The sequence below is a fragment of the Streptomyces fractus genome (assembly GCF_049844455.1).
GTDB classification, from domain to species: Bacteria; Actinomycetota; Actinomycetes; order Streptomycetales; family Streptomycetaceae; genus Streptomyces; species Streptomyces fractus.
Genome location: NZ_JBMYHI010000002.1, coordinates 830887 through 846690 on the forward strand (window position 1 = coordinate 830887; position 15804 = coordinate 846690).

Genomic DNA, 15804 nt, shown 5'->3' on the forward strand with positions numbered 1-15804 from the left:
CCCGGGCCCCCGCCACGTCGACATCTGGTGATCGGGCGGCGACGGTAGAGAGGCGCCCGACCGCACGTCAATGGCGGCCGGGCGCCCCCCGTGTTCGACACACCACGGCGGCGGAACCCTCGTCCGGCGACTGTCCGCGAGGAAGATTTCCGACGACTCGGACGGGAGGGGGCAGCGGAGGGGGCGTCGCGTCACGCACCGTCAACTCGGCCCAGGAGGCGGGGAGCACGCGAGGTGTCCGCGTTGGGGTCCGAGACACGAAGAGGCGTCCATTCGGCGTCCATCGCGGGCCGCGCGGGTGCTGTGCCGGTTGAGGTACCGGTAGCGGTACCGGTCACGACAGTGCGGCGGCGATCAAGACAGCGCGGCAGCGCCTAGCACTCCGTGAACCCCACCACCCCCTCAGGAACCGCCCCACCCGGATCCGTCTCATAGCGGCTCAGTGCCGCCACCTTCTCCGCGGAGGAGCTCTCCGGGTCGAAGCGGTGTTCCAGCCACTCGTGGGCGAGCTTGCGGGCGAGTTCCAGGCCGACGACGCGTTGGCCCATGCACAGGACCTGAGCGTTGTTGCTCTTCACCGAGCGTTCCACGGAGTACGCGTCGTGGGCGGTCACCGCGCGGATGCCGGGGACCTTGTTCGCGGAGATCGCGACGCCGAGGCCCGTGCCGCAGATGAGCAGGGCGCGGTCGGCCCGGTCCTCGGCGACGAGGCGGGCCGCGGCCACGCCTATGTGCGGGTAGGCGGTCGTGCCGTCGGCCTCCACTCCTACGTCGAGCACTTCGGACACGCGGGCGTCGGCCTGGAGGTCGGCCTTGATGCGTTCCTTGTACTCGTAGCCGGCGTCGTCGCAGCCGACGACCAGACGCAGCCGGTCCGTCATGCCGTTGTCACTCCTTGTCGGTTCGCTTCATGTGCCGGTCCCTGGGCGTGCGGCAGCTTGGCCAGCGCCGTCACGATCAGGGCCAGAGAGGTCGCTCCCGCGTCGGGGGTGCCCAGGCTGCGCTCCGCGAGTGGCCGGGCCCGGCCGATCTTGGGGCGCAGGTCCTTCGTCGCCTCGGCGGCCCGGGTCGCCTCCTCGGCGGCCGAGCGCCACGCCTCGGCGGGGTCGGCGCCGGAACCCGTCGCGCGTTCCAGTGTGTCGGCGAACGGGATCAGGGCGTCCAGCATCGTCTTGTCGCCCTGCGCCGCCCGCCCGAGGTCGCCGACCGCGTCGGCGAACGCCCGTACGCCGGTGGCTATATCGGCAGGTGTGCAGGTGTCCGCGGTGTCGTCCAGGGCGCGTCCGAATGCTTCCAGCGCCGCGCCCCAGAGCACGCCCGACGTACCACCCGCGTACTCGGCCCAGGACTGGCCCGCCTGTCGCAGCAGCCACCCGGCACCGGCCTCACGGCTCGCCCGCTCGGCGCGCTCGGCGGCGAACCGGGCGCCGCGGACCATGCCGCGCCCGTGGTCTCCGTCGCCCGCGACCGCGTCGATCCGGCCCAGTTCCTCCTCGTTCTCCACCATCGTGCGGTGGATGGTGGCAAGGGCCGTGCGGACGCCGTTCGCCAACTCCCTTGCGGCCGGGGAGGCTTCGGGGATTTCGGTGACCGTCGCCGCGTCGCCGTTCCCGCCGGCGGCGCGCAGGCCGGACAGCGGTGCGTGCGCCTTGCGGTACGCGGGGGTGTAGGCGTCGGCGCGCCAGCGCGGCTCCAGTTCCTCGTCGAGCCACATCAGGGTGAGCGAGCAGCCACCCATGTCGAGGCTGGTCACCAGCTCGCCCACCTCGGGGTCGACGATCTCGATGCCGCGCTCGCGCAGTCGCGCGGACACCCGGCCCCAGAGGAGGAAGAGTTCCTCGTACTTCGTCGCGCCGAGGCCGTTGAGGATCGCGCCCACCCGGCTGCCAGCGGAGGCAGGTGTCTCCTGGAGGATGCGTTCCACCAGGAGCGCCGCCAACTCGTCGGCCTTCAGCATCGGTACGTCCTCGATGCCGGGCTCGCCGTGGATGCCGAGGCCGAGGCCCAGGTGTCCGTCGGGCACCTCGAAGAGCGGCTCCCCCGCGCCCGGCAGCGTACAGCCGGAGAAGGCCACGCCGAGGCTGCGCGTCGCGGCGTTGGCGGCCCGGCCGAGGCGTTCCACCTCGTCCAGGTCGAGGCCCTCGGCGGCCGCCGCGCCCATGACCTTGAAGACCGTGAAGTCGCCCGCGATGCCTCGGCGCCTGCCTTCGTCCTCGGCGGACGCCACGTCGTCGGTGACGATCACGATCCGGGTGTCGACGCCCTCGGCGTTGAGCCGCTCCGCGGCGATCCGGAAGTTGAGTACGTCCCCGGCGTAGTTGCCGAAGCTGAGGATCACTCCCCTTCCCTGGTCGGCGGCCTTCGCGACCGAGTAGACCTGGGTGGCCGACGGCGAGGTGAAGACGTTGCCCACCACGGCGCCGTCGGCCATGCCCGGTCCGACCGTTCCGCAGAAGGCCGGGTAGTGGCCCGATCCGCCGCCGATGACGACCGCGACCTGGGGGTGCTCGCCGCGGTGTGCGACGACGCCTCCGGGCACCCCGCGCAACCGGTCCGCGTACAGGTCGAGAAAGCCGGCCAGTTGATCCTCGGCGAAGTTCGCCGGGTCGTCGAAGAGTCTGGTCACGAGGGAACCTCCATCACTACTACGGTGCGTCGTCGCGTCGGTACGCGGTCGGGGGCGGCGGGCTCAGAAGGCACGACCGAAACAGCGGGCTCAGCGGGCCATGACCGCTCCGGCCTGCTCCTTCTCCGAACTCGCCTCGCTCTGGCGCACGTTGAGGAACGAGACCATCACGAAGGCCGCGCCGTACAGCACGACGAACGCCCACACCACTCCGGCGTTGCCGAGGCCGACCGACAGCACGGCGGCGACCACCGCGGAGCCGAGGAACGAGGCACCACCGGCCGCCGTGGTGTACATGGCCATGGCCGCGCCCTTGAACTCCGCCGGGACGAGCGCCGGCATGATCGCGCCCATCGGTACGAACCCGGCGAGCAGGCAGCCGAACACACAGCCCGCGACGACGGACACCCAGAATCCCCAGGTGGACCCGGCGGGCACCAGTTGCGGCACGTACCACCAGGCGAGCAGGCCGATGGATGAGCCGAAGACACCGAACCACTGAACGGTGCGGCGCCAGCCCCAGCGGTCGCCGATGGCGCCGAACAGGGCGTTGACGAGGATGTTCGTCGCGTAGACGAGGACGGTCATGGTGAGCCAGCGGCTCTGCCCCCAGCCCCGGTCGTCCGCGATCACCCCGGGCAGGATGATGAACATGCCGTACTGGGGTGCGGTGTTGATGAGTCGCACAAGGAAGCCCATCAGAACCTTCGGCTGACGTGCCGTCAGGCGCAGTCCGGCGGACAGGACTTCGAAGGAGGACTTGTCGTCCGGCGCCACCCGCCGCGAACCGTGCGGCTCCTTGACGGCGAACCGGGCGATCAGGAAACCGATGACCACCAGCGCGGTGGAGGCCGCCATGGCCCCGGTCTCGCCGCCGGTCGAGCCGCCGAACGCCGGGATCATGCCGAGCGCGAACAGCGAGCCCAGCGTGGGCAGTCCGCCGGTGAACATGACGTAGAACCAGCCGACCGCGGCGCCGTTGCGCTCCTTCGGCGATACGAGGTTCACCCACACCAGGAAGGCGAACGCGAACAACGGGTAGCCGAAGCCGCGCAGGAAGTAGGTGAGGAACACCATGGGCATGCTGCCGGCGGCGAGGCCGGCCAGGAACAGTGCCTCGAACACGACCCACACGACGGTGCCGAGCAGCATGACACGGCGTGGGCCCCACAGGTCGGTGAGGGCGCCGGAGAGGTAGCTGCCGACCAGTACGGACACGCCGTACATGGAGATGATGGTGCTCGCCGTCGCGGTGCTGCTGCCCAGGACGTGCTCGATGTGCGGGGCGATGAAGTTGGACTCGGTGCCGTTGCCGGTCATGAAGACCAGGACGGCGAGGAAGCCCCAGCGCAGCGAGTGGGGTATGCCCATGCGGTCGAGCCGGGCCTCGGGGGCCTGGACGGACCCGGTGGCCGCGGCCGTCACGCGATCACCGCGTCGGCCTCGGCGTTGGGCAGGATGGACACCTTCACGGAGGCGCCGGAGGTGTCGGCGACCAGGTCGAGCGCCTTCTGGAAGTCGCGCAGGCCGAACTGGTGGGTGCAGATGTCGTCGACCGGCACCTTGCCCTCCTCGAGGAGGCGGATCGCCGCGGGCCAGCAGTGCGGGCCCAAGTGGGCGCCGCGGACGTCGAGTTCCTTGTCGTCGGAGATGATCGACCAGTCGACCGTGACGTCCGAGCCGAAGACGGAGTACTCGACGTACGTCCCCAGCTTGCGCAGCAGGTTGAGGCCCTGCGCGACGGCGGGCGTCGCGCCGGTGCCCTCGAGGTAGACGTCGGCGCCGTAGCCGTCGGTCATCTCCTTGACGCGCGCGACGACGTCTTCCTTGGCGGGGTTGAGCACGATGTCGGCGCCCGTGCGGCGGCCCAGTTCGAGCTTGTTGTCGTCCAGGTCGAGCGCGATGATCTTGAGCGGGTTCTTCTGCCGGGCGCCCGCGATGAGGCCCAGGCCGATCGGTCCGCAGCCGGCGACCACCACGACGTCCTCGAAGTGGATGTCGGCGCGCTCCACCGCGTGCAGCGCACAGGACAGCGGCTCCGCGTACGCGGCGTGGTGCGGCTTCAGGTCGTGCGACACCTTGTGGGCACGGGCCTTCGGCGGAACCACCATGTACTGCGCCATGGCGCCGTGGTGGTTGCGGAAGCCGAACATGTCGTGCGGTCCGCACATCCAGTACTGACCGCGGCGACAGTACCGGCACTCCTCGCACGGCACGATCTGCTCGCAGGCGATGCGGTCACCGACGCTCACCTGCTGGGCCGCCAGCGCGGCGTCGTCGCCCGCCACCACCACGCCGACGAACTCGTGACCGGGGATGATGCCGCGCTGCGCCCAGGCAGGACGGTTCTCGTCGCCCCAGAACTTGGGGGCGCCGTGGTAGCACTTGAGGTCGCTCGCGCACACCCCCACCGCCTCTGTCCGCAGCAGGAGTTCGCCCGGGCCCGGTGTGGGGACATCGACTTCCTCGAGTCGATAGTCCTCGGGCCCGTGGACGACCACGGCCTGCATTCGCTTCGGCACACTGATCACTACTACCTCCATTGGCAGTCGGCTCTGCGCAGATGAGATGCGGTTGAGGGACACGGATCCGTGGGGGTGGATCCGGCTGGATCACGGTGGTTCGGGGTGGTCAGGACTCGGGTTTTTCCGGGTGCAGGGCGGCGACCTGCACATGGACGCCGTCCTCGCGCAGCGCCTCCAACTCGGCCCGGGAGATGCGCTCGTCGACGATCACGAGGTCGAAGTCGGTCAGCGGGGCGACCCGGTGCAGCGCCCGTTTGCGGAACTTGGTGTGGTCGACGAGCAGGATCCGGCGCTGGGCGGCCTCCAGGAGCGCCCGCTTGACCAGGATCGCCTCCTGCGACTGGTGGTAGCAGTGGCCGTCCGCGACCGCCGAGGTCGAGATGAACACGGTGTCGGCGCGCAGGGGTTTGATGTGGTCGCAGGTCGCCATGCCCTGGAAGGCGTCGTAGTGCGGGTCGTAGCTGCCGCCGAGCGAGATCAGCTCGATGCCGGGGCGGCCGGCGAGCGCGTTGACGATGGCGAGGAAGTTGGTGATGACGGTGAGCGGTCCGCTCTCGGGCAGCGCGCGGGCGAGGGCGAGGGACGTGGTGCTGTCGTCCAGCAGGATCGCCTGACCGCGGTCGATGTGCTCCAGGGCGGCGCCGGCGAGCGCCTTCTTGGCGTCACCCTGCTGGGTCGTCCGGTAGCGGACGTTGCTCTCGAAGAGCACGGACTGCTGCGCCGTGGCCGCACCGCGCGTCTTGCGGAGCCACCCCTCGTCGGCGAGGCGGTCCAGGTCGCGGTGGATCGTCATCACGCTGACCCCCAGCTCGCGCGCCAGGTCCTCGATGCGGGCCGAGCCCAGCTCGAGCACGCGGTCGCGGATGCGCTCCTGGCGCGCCTGCGGGTTCAGCAACTCGGCTGAACCCGTGGGGAGTTCGTCGGGGCTCACAGCGTTTCCTTCCTGCCGTCGCCCGACAAGCTAACAGCGGACCCCTCAAACACAACACCCCTCGTGTTAGGAATGTGTTCTGCCTTGTGATGCGTTGCTGCGCTCGCGGTGGCGGGCCACGGCGTCGTTGTTGGCACAGCGCACCGAGCAGTAGGCGCGGCGGCCACCGCGGGAGGTGTCGACGAAGGCCAGGGCGCAGTTCCGGCGTGCGCAGCGGCCGAGCCGGTCGGCGTCGGCGGAGCAGATGACGTAGGCGAGTCCGGCCGCGGTGACGGCGCGGATGTGTGCGGCCGCGTCGGCGCCGGTGGCGCTGTAGTGCAGGTGCGGCCGCCCGTCGTGCAGGGAGATCCGGGGGCTGCTCGAGGCGTCCGCGAGCAGTTCGTTGACCGCCTGGCATCGCTCTTCGAGGCCCTGTCGCCCGAAGCACTCGGCCAGGCGCCTGCTCCAGTCCCAGATCGACTCGGCCTGCGCGGTGGTGAGCGCGCGGTTCACGACGCCGTGCGCGGCGAGCAGTGTCTCCAGGCTCTCGGGACGTGGTGGCTCGGTCAGGTTGACCAGGTCGGCGGCCAGCCGGGCGGCCTCGCCGCCGTAATGGTTGAAGTGCATAAGGGCATTACAGCACCGTGTGGGGCGAGCGGTGCCGAAGGCGCCGGCGCCGACCGCGTGGAGGACCGGATGCGTGTGACGAAGAACAGTCCCCGCCCGCGGGCACGGGGCACGGCTGCGGCACCCACGGCTACGGCACCCGTGCTGATGCTGACCCAGATCGCCAGCCTCCAGGTGGGTTCCGCGGTCGCCAAGGAGGCGTACGCGACCGCGGGCCCCACGGCGCTGGCAGGAATGCGGCTGTTCTTCTCCGCCGTGATCCTGTGGCTGCTCGTCCGGCCCCGGCTTCGGGGGATCACGGCCGTGCAGTGGCGCGCGGCCGGCGCGCTCGGCCTTGTCCTCGCGGCCATGAACCTGGCCTACTTCCAGGCCATCAGCCGGCTGCCGATCGGTGTGGCCGCGACCCTCGAACTGCTCGGCCCGCTGGCCCTGTCGATCGCGCTGTCCCGCCGGATCGAGCATCTCGTGGTGGCGTTGTTGGCCCTGACGGGCGTCCTGCTGCTGGCGGCCCCGGGCGCCTCGCTGCCCGCCGCCGGGCTTCTCCTCGGAGGCGCCGCGGCGGTCTGCCGGGCCGGGTATGTGCTCCTGAGCCGTCGGGTCGGACGCCTGTTCCCCGACTGGACGGGGCTGTCGCTGGCGCTGGCCGTCGGCGCCTGCGTCCTGACCCCGGTCACCGCCGTCACCGACGGCAACCGGGTGGCGGCCCACCCTCCCGTCCTGTTCACCGGGCTCCTCGTGGCGCTGCTGTCCTCCCTGATCCCGTACGCGCTGGACATGACGGTGCTTCGGCGCGTCGACGCCCGCGCCTTCGGTGTGCTGCTGGCGCTGAGCCCCGCGGTGGCGGCCGCCGTCGGTCTCGCCCTGCTGCACGAGGAGTTGACCGGGCGGCAACTGGGAGCCGTCGCGCTGATCGTCGCGGCCGGTGTGTGGTCGATGCGTCGTTCCGATCGGTCCGGTCGATCCACTCAATCCGCTCAATCCGCTCGTCCCTCCGGGCCGACGTAAGAGACGGAGCACGGGGACGTATCCCCTCATTTCCGATGTGCAGCCTGATCTTGCCCGCGATACGTTTCCGAAACCGGCTGGCTTTCGAGAAGGGGCAGGTTCTTGCGGTTCCGTGGAGGTGGCGGTTGATGCGACCTCAGAGATGGCGGCGCAATACGACTTCTCACGTGCCGCGGTTCTCCCTGCTCGTCCCTCTCCTGGGGTTTCTCGCGGGTGGTGTGTGGGGAATCGTCACGACCGAGTTGGACCAGTTCCTCTCCTCGTCACCGTCGCTCGGGAGCGACCCGGACTTCCAGGCATTCCGCGATCCCAGCCGGGCGGTCATCGATTCGGTCGGGCCGCCCATGCTCACCTTCATCGGTGTGGTCTTCTCCCTGACCCTGGTCGCGGTTCAGATGGCCGCCGAAAACCTCACGCCGCGCGTAGTCCGCCTGTTCGTGCAGAGCCGGGTGACGAAAACCGCCCTGGCGCTGTTCCTGGGAACCTTCTTCTACACGCTCGTAGTGCGATATCTGTCGCTGCGCGTCGAGGACACCAAGGGACGGAAAGACGTCTTCGTCCCGTTCCTTTCCGGCTTCTTCACCATGGTGCTCGTGACATGCTGCGTCCTCGCCTTCATCGCATACGTGCAGCACACGCTGCGTCTCATGCGCCTGACCGAGGTCATCGACCTGCTCATGCGGGAGACGCTGAAGAGCGTGCGCCTGGTCCAGGGCCTGAACAGGACACAAGAGCCGCCCCGCGAGGAAAACCGCACCCCGGAACACGAGGTACTCCACGCGGCACGCCCCGGCGTAATGATCGGATTCCACAGGAAAGCGCTGACCCGGGAAGCGTCCAGAAGCAAATGCCATGTGCGGTTACTGGCCCGCACCGGGGACTACCTCGTACCCGGCAGTCCCCTTTTCGCGGTGTATGAAACGGAGCGCGTCGAGGTGCGCCGACCGCAGCGCTTCCGGCGGCACATCCGCACCGGCAGCGAACGCGGTTCGGTGGAGGACGTCGCCTTCGGACTCCGGCAGCTCGTGGACATCGGACTGAGAGCACTGTCCGACTCGGCCAACGACCCCACCACCGCCGTGCAGGTCCTCGACCGCATCCAGGTCGTCCTCACCGCCTGTGCGCACGTGCCGTGGGGAAACATCGAGCACCGCGACAGGGCGGGTGTCGTCCGGCTCGTCGAGCTCTCTCCCTCGTGGGACGACCTGGTGGTTCTGGGGTGTGAGGAGATGCTCCTGCACTGCGGTCCCGCACCTCAGGTGACGCGACGTTTCGCGGCCCTCCTGCGGGACCTTGAGGTCCTCGCTCCGCCCGGCCGGCGCGCGGTCGTGGCGGGCTACCGGGAACGGCTGGAGCAGCACGTCGAGCGCGAGTTCCCCGACCCCGAGCGACGGCTGTTCGCCGCCGTTCCCGACCGGCAGGGGATCGGGTGACCGTGCGAACGCCGCCGACCGGAAAGACCGGAGGGACCAGGAGGACCAGGAGGACCGGAAGGAGGGCCTGTGGGGTCGTGGTTCACGCGTGAGATCGTCGACCAGGGGCAGCTCCCGCTGTTCTGCCTGCTGGCGGCGTTCATCGTCACGTTCGGGTTCATCCGGTTCAGCGTGCGCATGATCCGGGCCCAGGTCCGGTGGTGGCCAGGCAACGTGACGCCGGGCGGGCTCCACATCCACCACGTGGTCTTCGGTGTGGTGTTCATGCTGCTGGGCGGCGTGGGCCTGGTCGCCGTCCGCAGCCCCTCGCTGCCGGTCCAGTCCTCCCTGGCCGCACTCTTCGGTATCGGGGCCGCTCTGGTGCTCGATGAGTTCGCCCTCATCCTGCATCTCCGCGACGTCTACTGGCAGCGTGAGGGGCGTGCCTCCGTCGAGGCCATCTTCGTCGCCGTGGCGACCATCAGTCTGATGCTCATGGGCTTGCGCCCGGTGCCGCTCATCAGCGCAGGACGCGAGCTCGGCGACGGCACGGCGATGGCGATCTCGGTCGTCTTCTGGCTGCTCCAGGCTTCACTCGCGGTGATCACGCTGCTCAAGGGCAAGTTGTGGACCGGCCTGATCGGCGTGTTCATCAACGTGTTCCTCGTCGTGGGCGCCATCCGGCTGGCACGGCCGAATTCCCCGTGGGGCCGGTCACGATATGCCCCGGGTTCCCGAAAGGCCGTCGCTTCCCGTAAGCGGGAAGCGCGGTGGTGGACGCCCGTCAACCAAAAGAAGGTCGCGGTGCAGGAATTGCTCGCGGGCAAGCACAACCAGGTGCCCAAGGAGCCTCCACATGGGGCGAACCGGGATTCGAGGTAATTCGAGGTAACGGGACGGAAGGGACATCCCCTCATGGCCACCAGCGTTTCGACCGGGTCCCCCACCACGGCGTCGCCCGAGGGTGACGGCCCCGGACAGTGGACGCGGAAAGTACCGAAGGCCGTCTCGACGGGCTTCGCCGTAGTAGCGGTCTACTGTGCGCTGATCGCGGTCGTCGCGCCGCTGCGCCGCCTCCTGCACCCGGTGACGCGCTTCCTGGACGCGCTCACCGTCCCGGTCAGCGCGAACCTGGCGTACGCGGCCTTCCTGCTGCTGCTCGCGGGTGCGACGGCGGCCCGAAAGAAGGTCGCCTGGTGGCTGGTCGTGGTCTATCTGGGCCTGCTCGTCGCGGTGGATGTGGTGGGTGTCTGCTTCGGGCTGTTCGCCGAGTCGCTTCCCTCGCTGATCGTGTGCGCCCTCTTTCTCGTCGTCATGCTCCTGGCGCGCCGCGAGTTCCGCGCGAGGACGAGGCACGGCTCGCTGCGCCGGGCATTGTCGGCTCTGCTGCTCGGGCTCGTCGTGGCCGTCCTCGCCGGCTGGGGGCTCGTCGCGCTCTTCCCCGGCACTCTTGAAGCCGGCCAACGTCTGCTGTGGGCGGCGGACAAGGTCTGTGGCGGACTGGTGTCGGCGAGCCACTACGACGGCGCGCCGCCGCGCCCGCTCGCCTTCCTTCTCGGGCTCCTCGGTGCCCTGGTCCTCCTCAACGCCTCCGCGGTCCTGTTCCGCTCGCAGCGCATGGAGGCGGCCCTGCACGGTGACGAGGAACCCCGCCTCCGTCTCCTGCTCGACGCGTACGGCGCCCGGGACTCCCTCGGCTATTTCGCGACCCGCCGCGACAAGGCGGTGGTGTTCTCGCCCAGCGGCAAGGCCGCCGTCACCTACCGCGTCGAGGCAGGTGTCTGTCTCGCCAGCGGTGACCCCGTCGGTGACCGGGAGGCCTGGCCGCACGCCATCGCCGCATGGCTGGACGTGGCGCGCCGGTTCGGCTGGTCCCCCGCCGCGACGGGCGCATCCGAGGACGGGGCGACCGCCTTCGCCCGGGCCGGTCTCGGCGCGCTGCAACTGGGCGACGAAGCCATCGTTCGCGTCGCCGATTTCGACCTCGGGCACCGGGACATGCGCGTCACCCGGCAAGCGGTCGGCCGTGTGCGTCGTGGCGGTGCCACGTGCCGTATCCGCCGTCACAGCAGCCTGACCGAGGCGGAGATGCGGGACGTCGTCGACAAGGCGGACGCCTGGCGTGACACCGAGACCGAACGCGGATTCTCCATGGCCCTGGACCGACTCGGCGATCCGCTCGACGGTGACTGTCTGCTGGTCGAGGCCCTCGGCGCGGACGGCCGGCTGCTGGCGCTGTTGTCGTTCGTGCCCTGGGGCAAGGACGGTGTGTCCCTGGACTTGATGCGCCGTGACCGCGACGCCCCCAACGGTGTCACCGAGTTCATGGTCGCCGAACTCTGCGAGGCCGCCTCCCGGTTCGGCATCCGCCGGATGTCGCTGAACTTCGCGGTGTTCCGCTCCGCGTTCGAGGAAGGCGCGCGCATCGGCGCGGGCCCGGTGCTGCGGCTGTGGCGCAGACTGCTCCTCATCTCCTCCCGCTGGTGGCAGTTGGAGAGCCTGTACCGCTCCAACGCCAAGTACCGCCCCCAGTGGTGCCCCCGCTTCATCTGCTACGCGGATGCCGCCTCCCTCGCCCGGATCAGCCTGGCCTCCGGTATCGCCGAGGGCTTCGTCTCCGTCCCTTCGCTGCGCCGCCTGTGGGGCAAGGGCCACACCGCCCCCTCGGCAGCCACCGCCCCCGCGAACACTGCACACCTGCCGCCCATCGAGTCGCTGCGGACGACCCCGGACGAGCCCGGGGATGACAAGGCCTCGCGGCTGCCGGAGCAGGTCCGAATGCGTCACCGCAAGCTGGACCGGCTGCTCGCGAAGGGCGTCGACCCCTACCCCGTCGCCGGACCCGCGCACACTCACACGCTGGACCGGGTCACCGCCGAACTCGACGGCGAACAGGTCACCGTCGCGGGCCGGCTGATGTTCGTACGCGACTTCGGCGGCATCGTCTTCGCCGTGCTGCGCGACTGGTCGGGCGACCGGCAGCTCGCCCTCAGCCGCGACCGCGCCGGACAGGACCTCATCGACGCCTTCACGGCCGACACCGACATCGGCGACCACGTCACGGTCACCGGCGGGGTCGGCGCCAGTGACAGCGGCGAGGTCACCGTCTTCGTCACCGACTGGACGCTCACCGGCAAGTGTCTGCGCCCGCTGCCGGACAAGTGGCACGGTCTCACCGACCCCGAGGCCAAGGTCCGGCGCCGCTACCTCGACCTCGTGACGAGCCCGGACACCCGCGACGTGGTGCGCGCCCGGTCCGTGGCGGTGCAGGCGCTGCGCCAGGGCCTGCTGGAGCGGGGCTACCTGGAGGTCGAGACGCCGATGCTGCAACAGATCCACGGCGGCGCCAACGCCCGGCCCTTCACCACCCACATCAACGCCTACGACCTCGACCTGTACCTGCGCATCGCGCCCGAGCTGTATCTGAAGCGGCTCTGCGTCGGCGGCCTGGAGAAGGTCTTCGAGATGGGCCGCACCTTCCGCAACGAGGGCGTCTCGTACAAGCACAACCCCGAGTTCACGATGCTGGAGGCCTATCAGGCCCACGCGGACTACGACGTCATGCTCGACCTCACCCGCGAACTGATCCAGGGCGCCGCCATCGCCGCCTTCGGCTCCCCCGTCGCCCGCAAGGACGGCGTCGAGCACGACATCTCAGGGCCCTGGCCCGTGCGGACGGTGTACGGAGCCATCTCCGAGGCGCTCGGCGAGAACGTCGACGCGGACACCGAACTGCCGCAGCTGCTTCGGCTCTGCGAGCGGGCCCAGGTGCCCTGCGCGCCCGACGAGGCACGCGGGGACGTCGTGCTGGAGATGTACGAGCGGCTCGTCGAGAAGAAGACCCAACTGCCCACCTTCTACAAGGACTTCCCGACCGACGTCTCGCCGCTGACCCGGCAGCACCGCGGCGATCCCAGGCTCGCCGAACGCTGGGACCTCGTCGCCTTCGGTACGGAACTGGGCACCGCCTACAGCGAGTTGACCGACCCCGTCGAGCAGCGCCGCCGCCTCACCGCCCAGTCGCTCCTGGCCGCCGGGGGCGACCCCGAGGCCATGGAGCTGGACGAGGACTTCCTCGACGCCCTCGAGTACGCCATGCCGCCCACCGGCGGACTCGGCATCGGCGTCGACCGGCTCGTCATGTTCCTCACCGGGCGGACCATCCGCGAGACGCTGCCCTTCCCCCTGGTCCGCCGGCAGTGACGCGGGCGCCGCACACACTCCCGGGCACGTCCTGACCTTCGGCAGAACTACGCTCGTCCTTGTCCCGCGAAGTCCCGCGAAGCCCGACGGAAAAGAGGACTGAGTTGCATGGCTGAAGGAACGAGACCCTCCGTCATACGGTCGCCCGGCGTGCCGCCCCTGATGACGGTGGTGCTCTGCTGCTTCTCGGGGTTCGCGCTGCTGCTGCCGGTATCCCCTCAGTGGGCCCTCGACGGAGGGGCCGACGAGTTCGGCGCCGGGCTCGTCACCGCCGTCCTGATGACCATGACGGTCGCCTCCCAGCTGTGCGTCAAGGCCACGCTCCGCAAGCTGGGGTGGGCGCGCACATTCGCCCTCGGCGCGCTGCTGCTCGGCCTGCCCGCGCCGCTCCAGGCGCTCAGCGACAACCTGTGGCCGATCCTGGCCACCACGGCGCTGCGCGGCGCGGGCTTCGGCATCATGACTGTGTGCGGCGCCACCGCCGTGGCGGCCCTCGCCCCGCGCGGCCGTCAGGGCGCGGCCATCGGTGTGTACGGCCTGTCGATCGCCCTGCCGCAGGTGGTGCTGACCCCGGCGGCGCCTGCCCTCGTCGCGGCCTTCGCCCTGCCCGCGATCCTCGTGTGCGGCATCCTTCCCGTGCTCGCCCTGCCGTTCACCCCCGCTCTGGGGCGCGCCCTCGACGCCCACGCCGACGCCCCCGCGCCCGGCCCGTCTTCCGCTCCCCGCAAGGCGACGGCGGCCACGCTGCGGCGCATCCTGACGCCGGTGATCCTGCTGCTGCTCGTGACCGTGGCCGGGGGCGCGATCCTGACCTTCACCCCGCAGTTCGCCGGGACACCGGGGGCCGCCGCCGGGGCGCTGGTCACCTTCACGGCGACCGCGGCGGTGACCCGCTGGGGCTGCGGCGTCCTCGCGGACCGGTTCAGTGCCCGGCCGCTCAACTTCGGCCTGCTGCTCGCGGCGTGCGCAGGTCTCGGCCTCGTCGCCTGGGCCGTCCGCTCCGGTCCTGCCGTCCTCCCCGCCCTGCTGGCAGGACTCCTGCTGCTGGGGGCCGCGTACGGGGGGCTGCAAAGTGTCACCCTCGTGCAGGCGCTCAACCGCGCGGGCGCGGAGAACCGGCACACAACCTCCGTCGCCTGGAACATCGGCTTCGACGCGGGCACCGGCCTCGGATCGCTCCTGCTCGGCCTCGCCGCCCAAGTGGCCACCTTCTCCGCCGGTTTCCTCCTGATGGCGGTGGCGACGGGCGTCGCGGCGGCCCTCACACTGCGATCCGGCGGCAGTTCGCCCACTCCCCCGTCGCCCCGCCGCGCGGCAGGCACCCCGGGCAGGAAGCCGGGCTCCCTCTCGGACTGCCAGTGACCTTCCGACGGATCTTGCCGGCGTCGCGGGACCCGGCCGAGCGGCATCCCGCTACGCTCCCCGTCCCGTCCCCGTAACACCGTCTGCGTACGAGCCGCAGCTCCCGGGGCTCCAGGGGCACCGTCACATCCCTGATGCGAGCCCCTGTTCGGAGCGGGCCGGGCTCCCCGGACCGGGCTCGAAGGTCCTTGAAAGCAGGGGCCGTTCGGCCCGGGCTCGGGGAGCGGAACCGCTGCTAGCCTCCAGAAAAGCTGCCGCGTTCTCACGGGGGCAAGGGGGAGCGGCCATGGCCAAGGGTTCGTTCGAGGCATACCGGAAGGCGCTCAGCGACGTCTACCGCGGCTGGTGGCTGGCGTGGCCGTTGACGGAGCGCGTCGAGGTCGGCGAGGTGCGGAAGGTGCACCGCGGTGGCTCGATCACCGCGGGGAGCCTCACGGACCGGGACATCGAGGCGAAGCCCGCCCCCGCGGGCGCTCCGGGAGACATCACGTACGACGCCGGTGGCACGGTCGCCGTACGGTTCAAGGCCGCGGGGGTCGCGGCGCAGGGGTTCTCGTCGGTGGCGGCGGCCGAGGCCGGAGCGCTGGTGGAGTTCCGGGACGAGCACAGCGCCCTGATCGTCTACACCGGACTCGACCAGTCGGGCCTGGAGAACCTCGCGGAGCTGGCCGATGCCCTGGTGCGGCGGCTGTGGCGGGGTGACTGGGACCCGGATCTCCTCGTCGTCACCGACGTGATCGCCGCCCGCGCGGGCACCGTGCTCATCGCCGACCAAGCGGGCGCCAGCGCCGAGCTGCGGCTCGAAGGGGCGGTCGGGCCGGGGCCGTCGCAACTGGTCGACCTCGCGGGGCGGGCCGCCTTCAGCGCGTCGAGCCGACTGGGCCTGACCTGGACCGGAACGGACCTCACGCCCTGCTACCGGGTCGTCCGGGTGCGCCGGACCTGGCTGAAGCGTGTCAGGGAGGAGTACGGCACACCGCAGCCGGGCCGCGGGCTCGCCGCGGGTCCCGTGCCGCCGATCCTGCTGGACGAGGCCCGGGACGAGGCGGAGGCCGTCGTCGAACACGTAGAGCAGGCAGGGGACTTGGAGCCGGTGGAGCCGGGGGAACGGAGCTAGGCGCGAGCCTCCGAGCG

The 15804-nt window shown here is 70.7% G+C and carries 12 protein-coding genes; 6 read left to right on the forward strand and 6 right to left on the reverse strand.

All coding sequences use genetic code 11. The features are described 5' to 3' along the window. Window positions 1-374 precede the first annotated feature (374 nt). From ACP4E5_RS05875 to ACP4E5_RS05900, 6 genes are all read right to left on the reverse strand, one after another. Window positions 375-881, reverse strand: coding sequence for a ribose-5-phosphate isomerase (locus tag ACP4E5_RS05875; protein WP_425825651.1), 507 nt, complete (start codon window positions 879-881; stop codon window positions 375-377). After that, entirely contained in the window at window positions 878-2626 is a 1749-nt protein-coding gene (locus ACP4E5_RS05880) for a dihydroxyacetone kinase family protein (protein WP_425825652.1), read from the reverse strand. Before ACP4E5_RS05880 ends, ACP4E5_RS05875 begins: the two co-directional genes overlap by 4 nt. Window positions 2627-2716: 90 nt before the next feature. Continuing rightward, the gene (locus ACP4E5_RS05885; RefSeq protein WP_425825653.1) at window positions 2717-4051 is read right to left on the reverse strand and encodes an MFS transporter; all 1335 of its coding nucleotides are present in this window, start codon (window positions 4049-4051) and stop codon (window positions 2717-2719) included. Next, the gene (locus tag ACP4E5_RS05890) at window positions 4048-5157 is read right to left on the reverse strand and encodes an alcohol dehydrogenase catalytic domain-containing protein (protein ID WP_425825654.1); all 1110 of its coding nucleotides are present in this window, start codon (window positions 5155-5157) and stop codon (window positions 4048-4050) included. The genes ACP4E5_RS05885 and ACP4E5_RS05890 overlap by 4 nt, the downstream gene beginning before the upstream one ends. 100 nt (window positions 5158-5257) lie before the next feature. After that, complete coding sequence (locus ACP4E5_RS05895) at window positions 5258-6082, reverse strand: DeoR/GlpR family DNA-binding transcription regulator (protein WP_425825655.1); 825 nt, start codon at window positions 6080-6082, stop codon at window positions 5258-5260. Between the two features lie 66 nt (window positions 6083-6148). Next, on the reverse strand, window positions 6149-6688 hold the full coding sequence (locus ACP4E5_RS05900; protein WP_425825656.1) for a CGNR zinc finger domain-containing protein: 540 nt from the start codon (window positions 6686-6688) through the stop codon (window positions 6149-6151). 147 nt (window positions 6689-6835) lie between these two features. On the opposite strand from ACP4E5_RS05900, the gene ACP4E5_RS05905 reads away from it, so the two are divergent. The 6 genes from ACP4E5_RS05905 to ACP4E5_RS05930 all read left to right on the forward strand — a co-directional run bounded on the left by ACP4E5_RS05905 (window position 6836) and on the right by ACP4E5_RS05930 (window position 15787). Beyond that, entirely contained in the window at window positions 6836-7693 is an 858-nt protein-coding gene (locus tag ACP4E5_RS05905; RefSeq protein ID WP_425825657.1) for an EamA family transporter, read from the forward strand. Between the two features lie 167 nt (window positions 7694-7860). Then, a complete protein-coding gene (locus ACP4E5_RS05910; protein WP_425825658.1) occupies window positions 7861-9126 on the forward strand; it encodes a DUF2254 domain-containing protein in 1266 nt (421 codons plus the stop codon). Between the two features lie 69 nt (window positions 9127-9195). Next, window positions 9196-9987: a hypothetical protein gene (locus ACP4E5_RS05915; protein WP_425825659.1), complete on the forward strand. Its 792-nt coding sequence runs from the start codon at window positions 9196-9198 to the stop codon at window positions 9985-9987. A gap of 33 nt (window positions 9988-10020) precedes the next feature. Next, a complete protein-coding gene (gene lysX / locus ACP4E5_RS05920; protein ID WP_425825660.1) occupies window positions 10021-13308 on the forward strand; it encodes a bifunctional lysylphosphatidylglycerol synthetase/lysine--tRNA ligase LysX in 3288 nt (1095 codons plus the stop codon). A gap of 108 nt (window positions 13309-13416) precedes the next feature. Beyond that, on the forward strand, window positions 13417-14670 hold the full coding sequence (locus tag ACP4E5_RS05925; RefSeq protein ID WP_425825661.1) for an MFS transporter: 1254 nt from the start codon (window positions 13417-13419) through the stop codon (window positions 14668-14670). 286 nt (window positions 14671-14956) lie between these two features. Then, the gene (locus tag ACP4E5_RS05930; RefSeq protein WP_425825662.1) at window positions 14957-15787 is read left to right on the forward strand and encodes a hypothetical protein; all 831 of its coding nucleotides are present in this window, start codon (window positions 14957-14959) and stop codon (window positions 15785-15787) included. Window positions 15788-15804: the final 17 nt, after the last annotated feature.

What these genes read in the sequence shown, in the direction of transcription:
- lysX (WP_425825660.1), top strand. Translation starts at nt 10,021, where the DNA reads ATGGCCACCAGCGTTTCGACCGGGTCCCCCACCACGGCGTCGCCCGAG.
- ACP4E5_RS05905 (WP_425825657.1), top strand. Translation starts at nt 6,836, where the DNA reads ATGCTGACCCAGATCGCCAGCCTCCAGGTGGGTTCCGCGGTCGCCAAG.
- ACP4E5_RS05900 (WP_425825656.1), bottom strand. Translation starts at nt 6,688, where the DNA reads ATGCACTTCAACCATTACGGCGGCGAGGCCGCCCGGCTGGCCGCCGAC.
- ACP4E5_RS05875 (WP_425825651.1), bottom strand. Translation starts at nt 881, where the DNA reads ATGACGGACCGGCTGCGTCTGGTCGTCGGCTGCGACGACGCCGGCTAC.
- ACP4E5_RS05925 (WP_425825661.1), top strand. Translation starts at nt 13,417, where the DNA reads ATGGCTGAAGGAACGAGACCCTCCGTCATACGGTCGCCCGGCGTGCCG.
- ACP4E5_RS05930 (WP_425825662.1), top strand. Translation starts at nt 14,957, where the DNA reads ATGGCCAAGGGTTCGTTCGAGGCATACCGGAAGGCGCTCAGCGACGTC.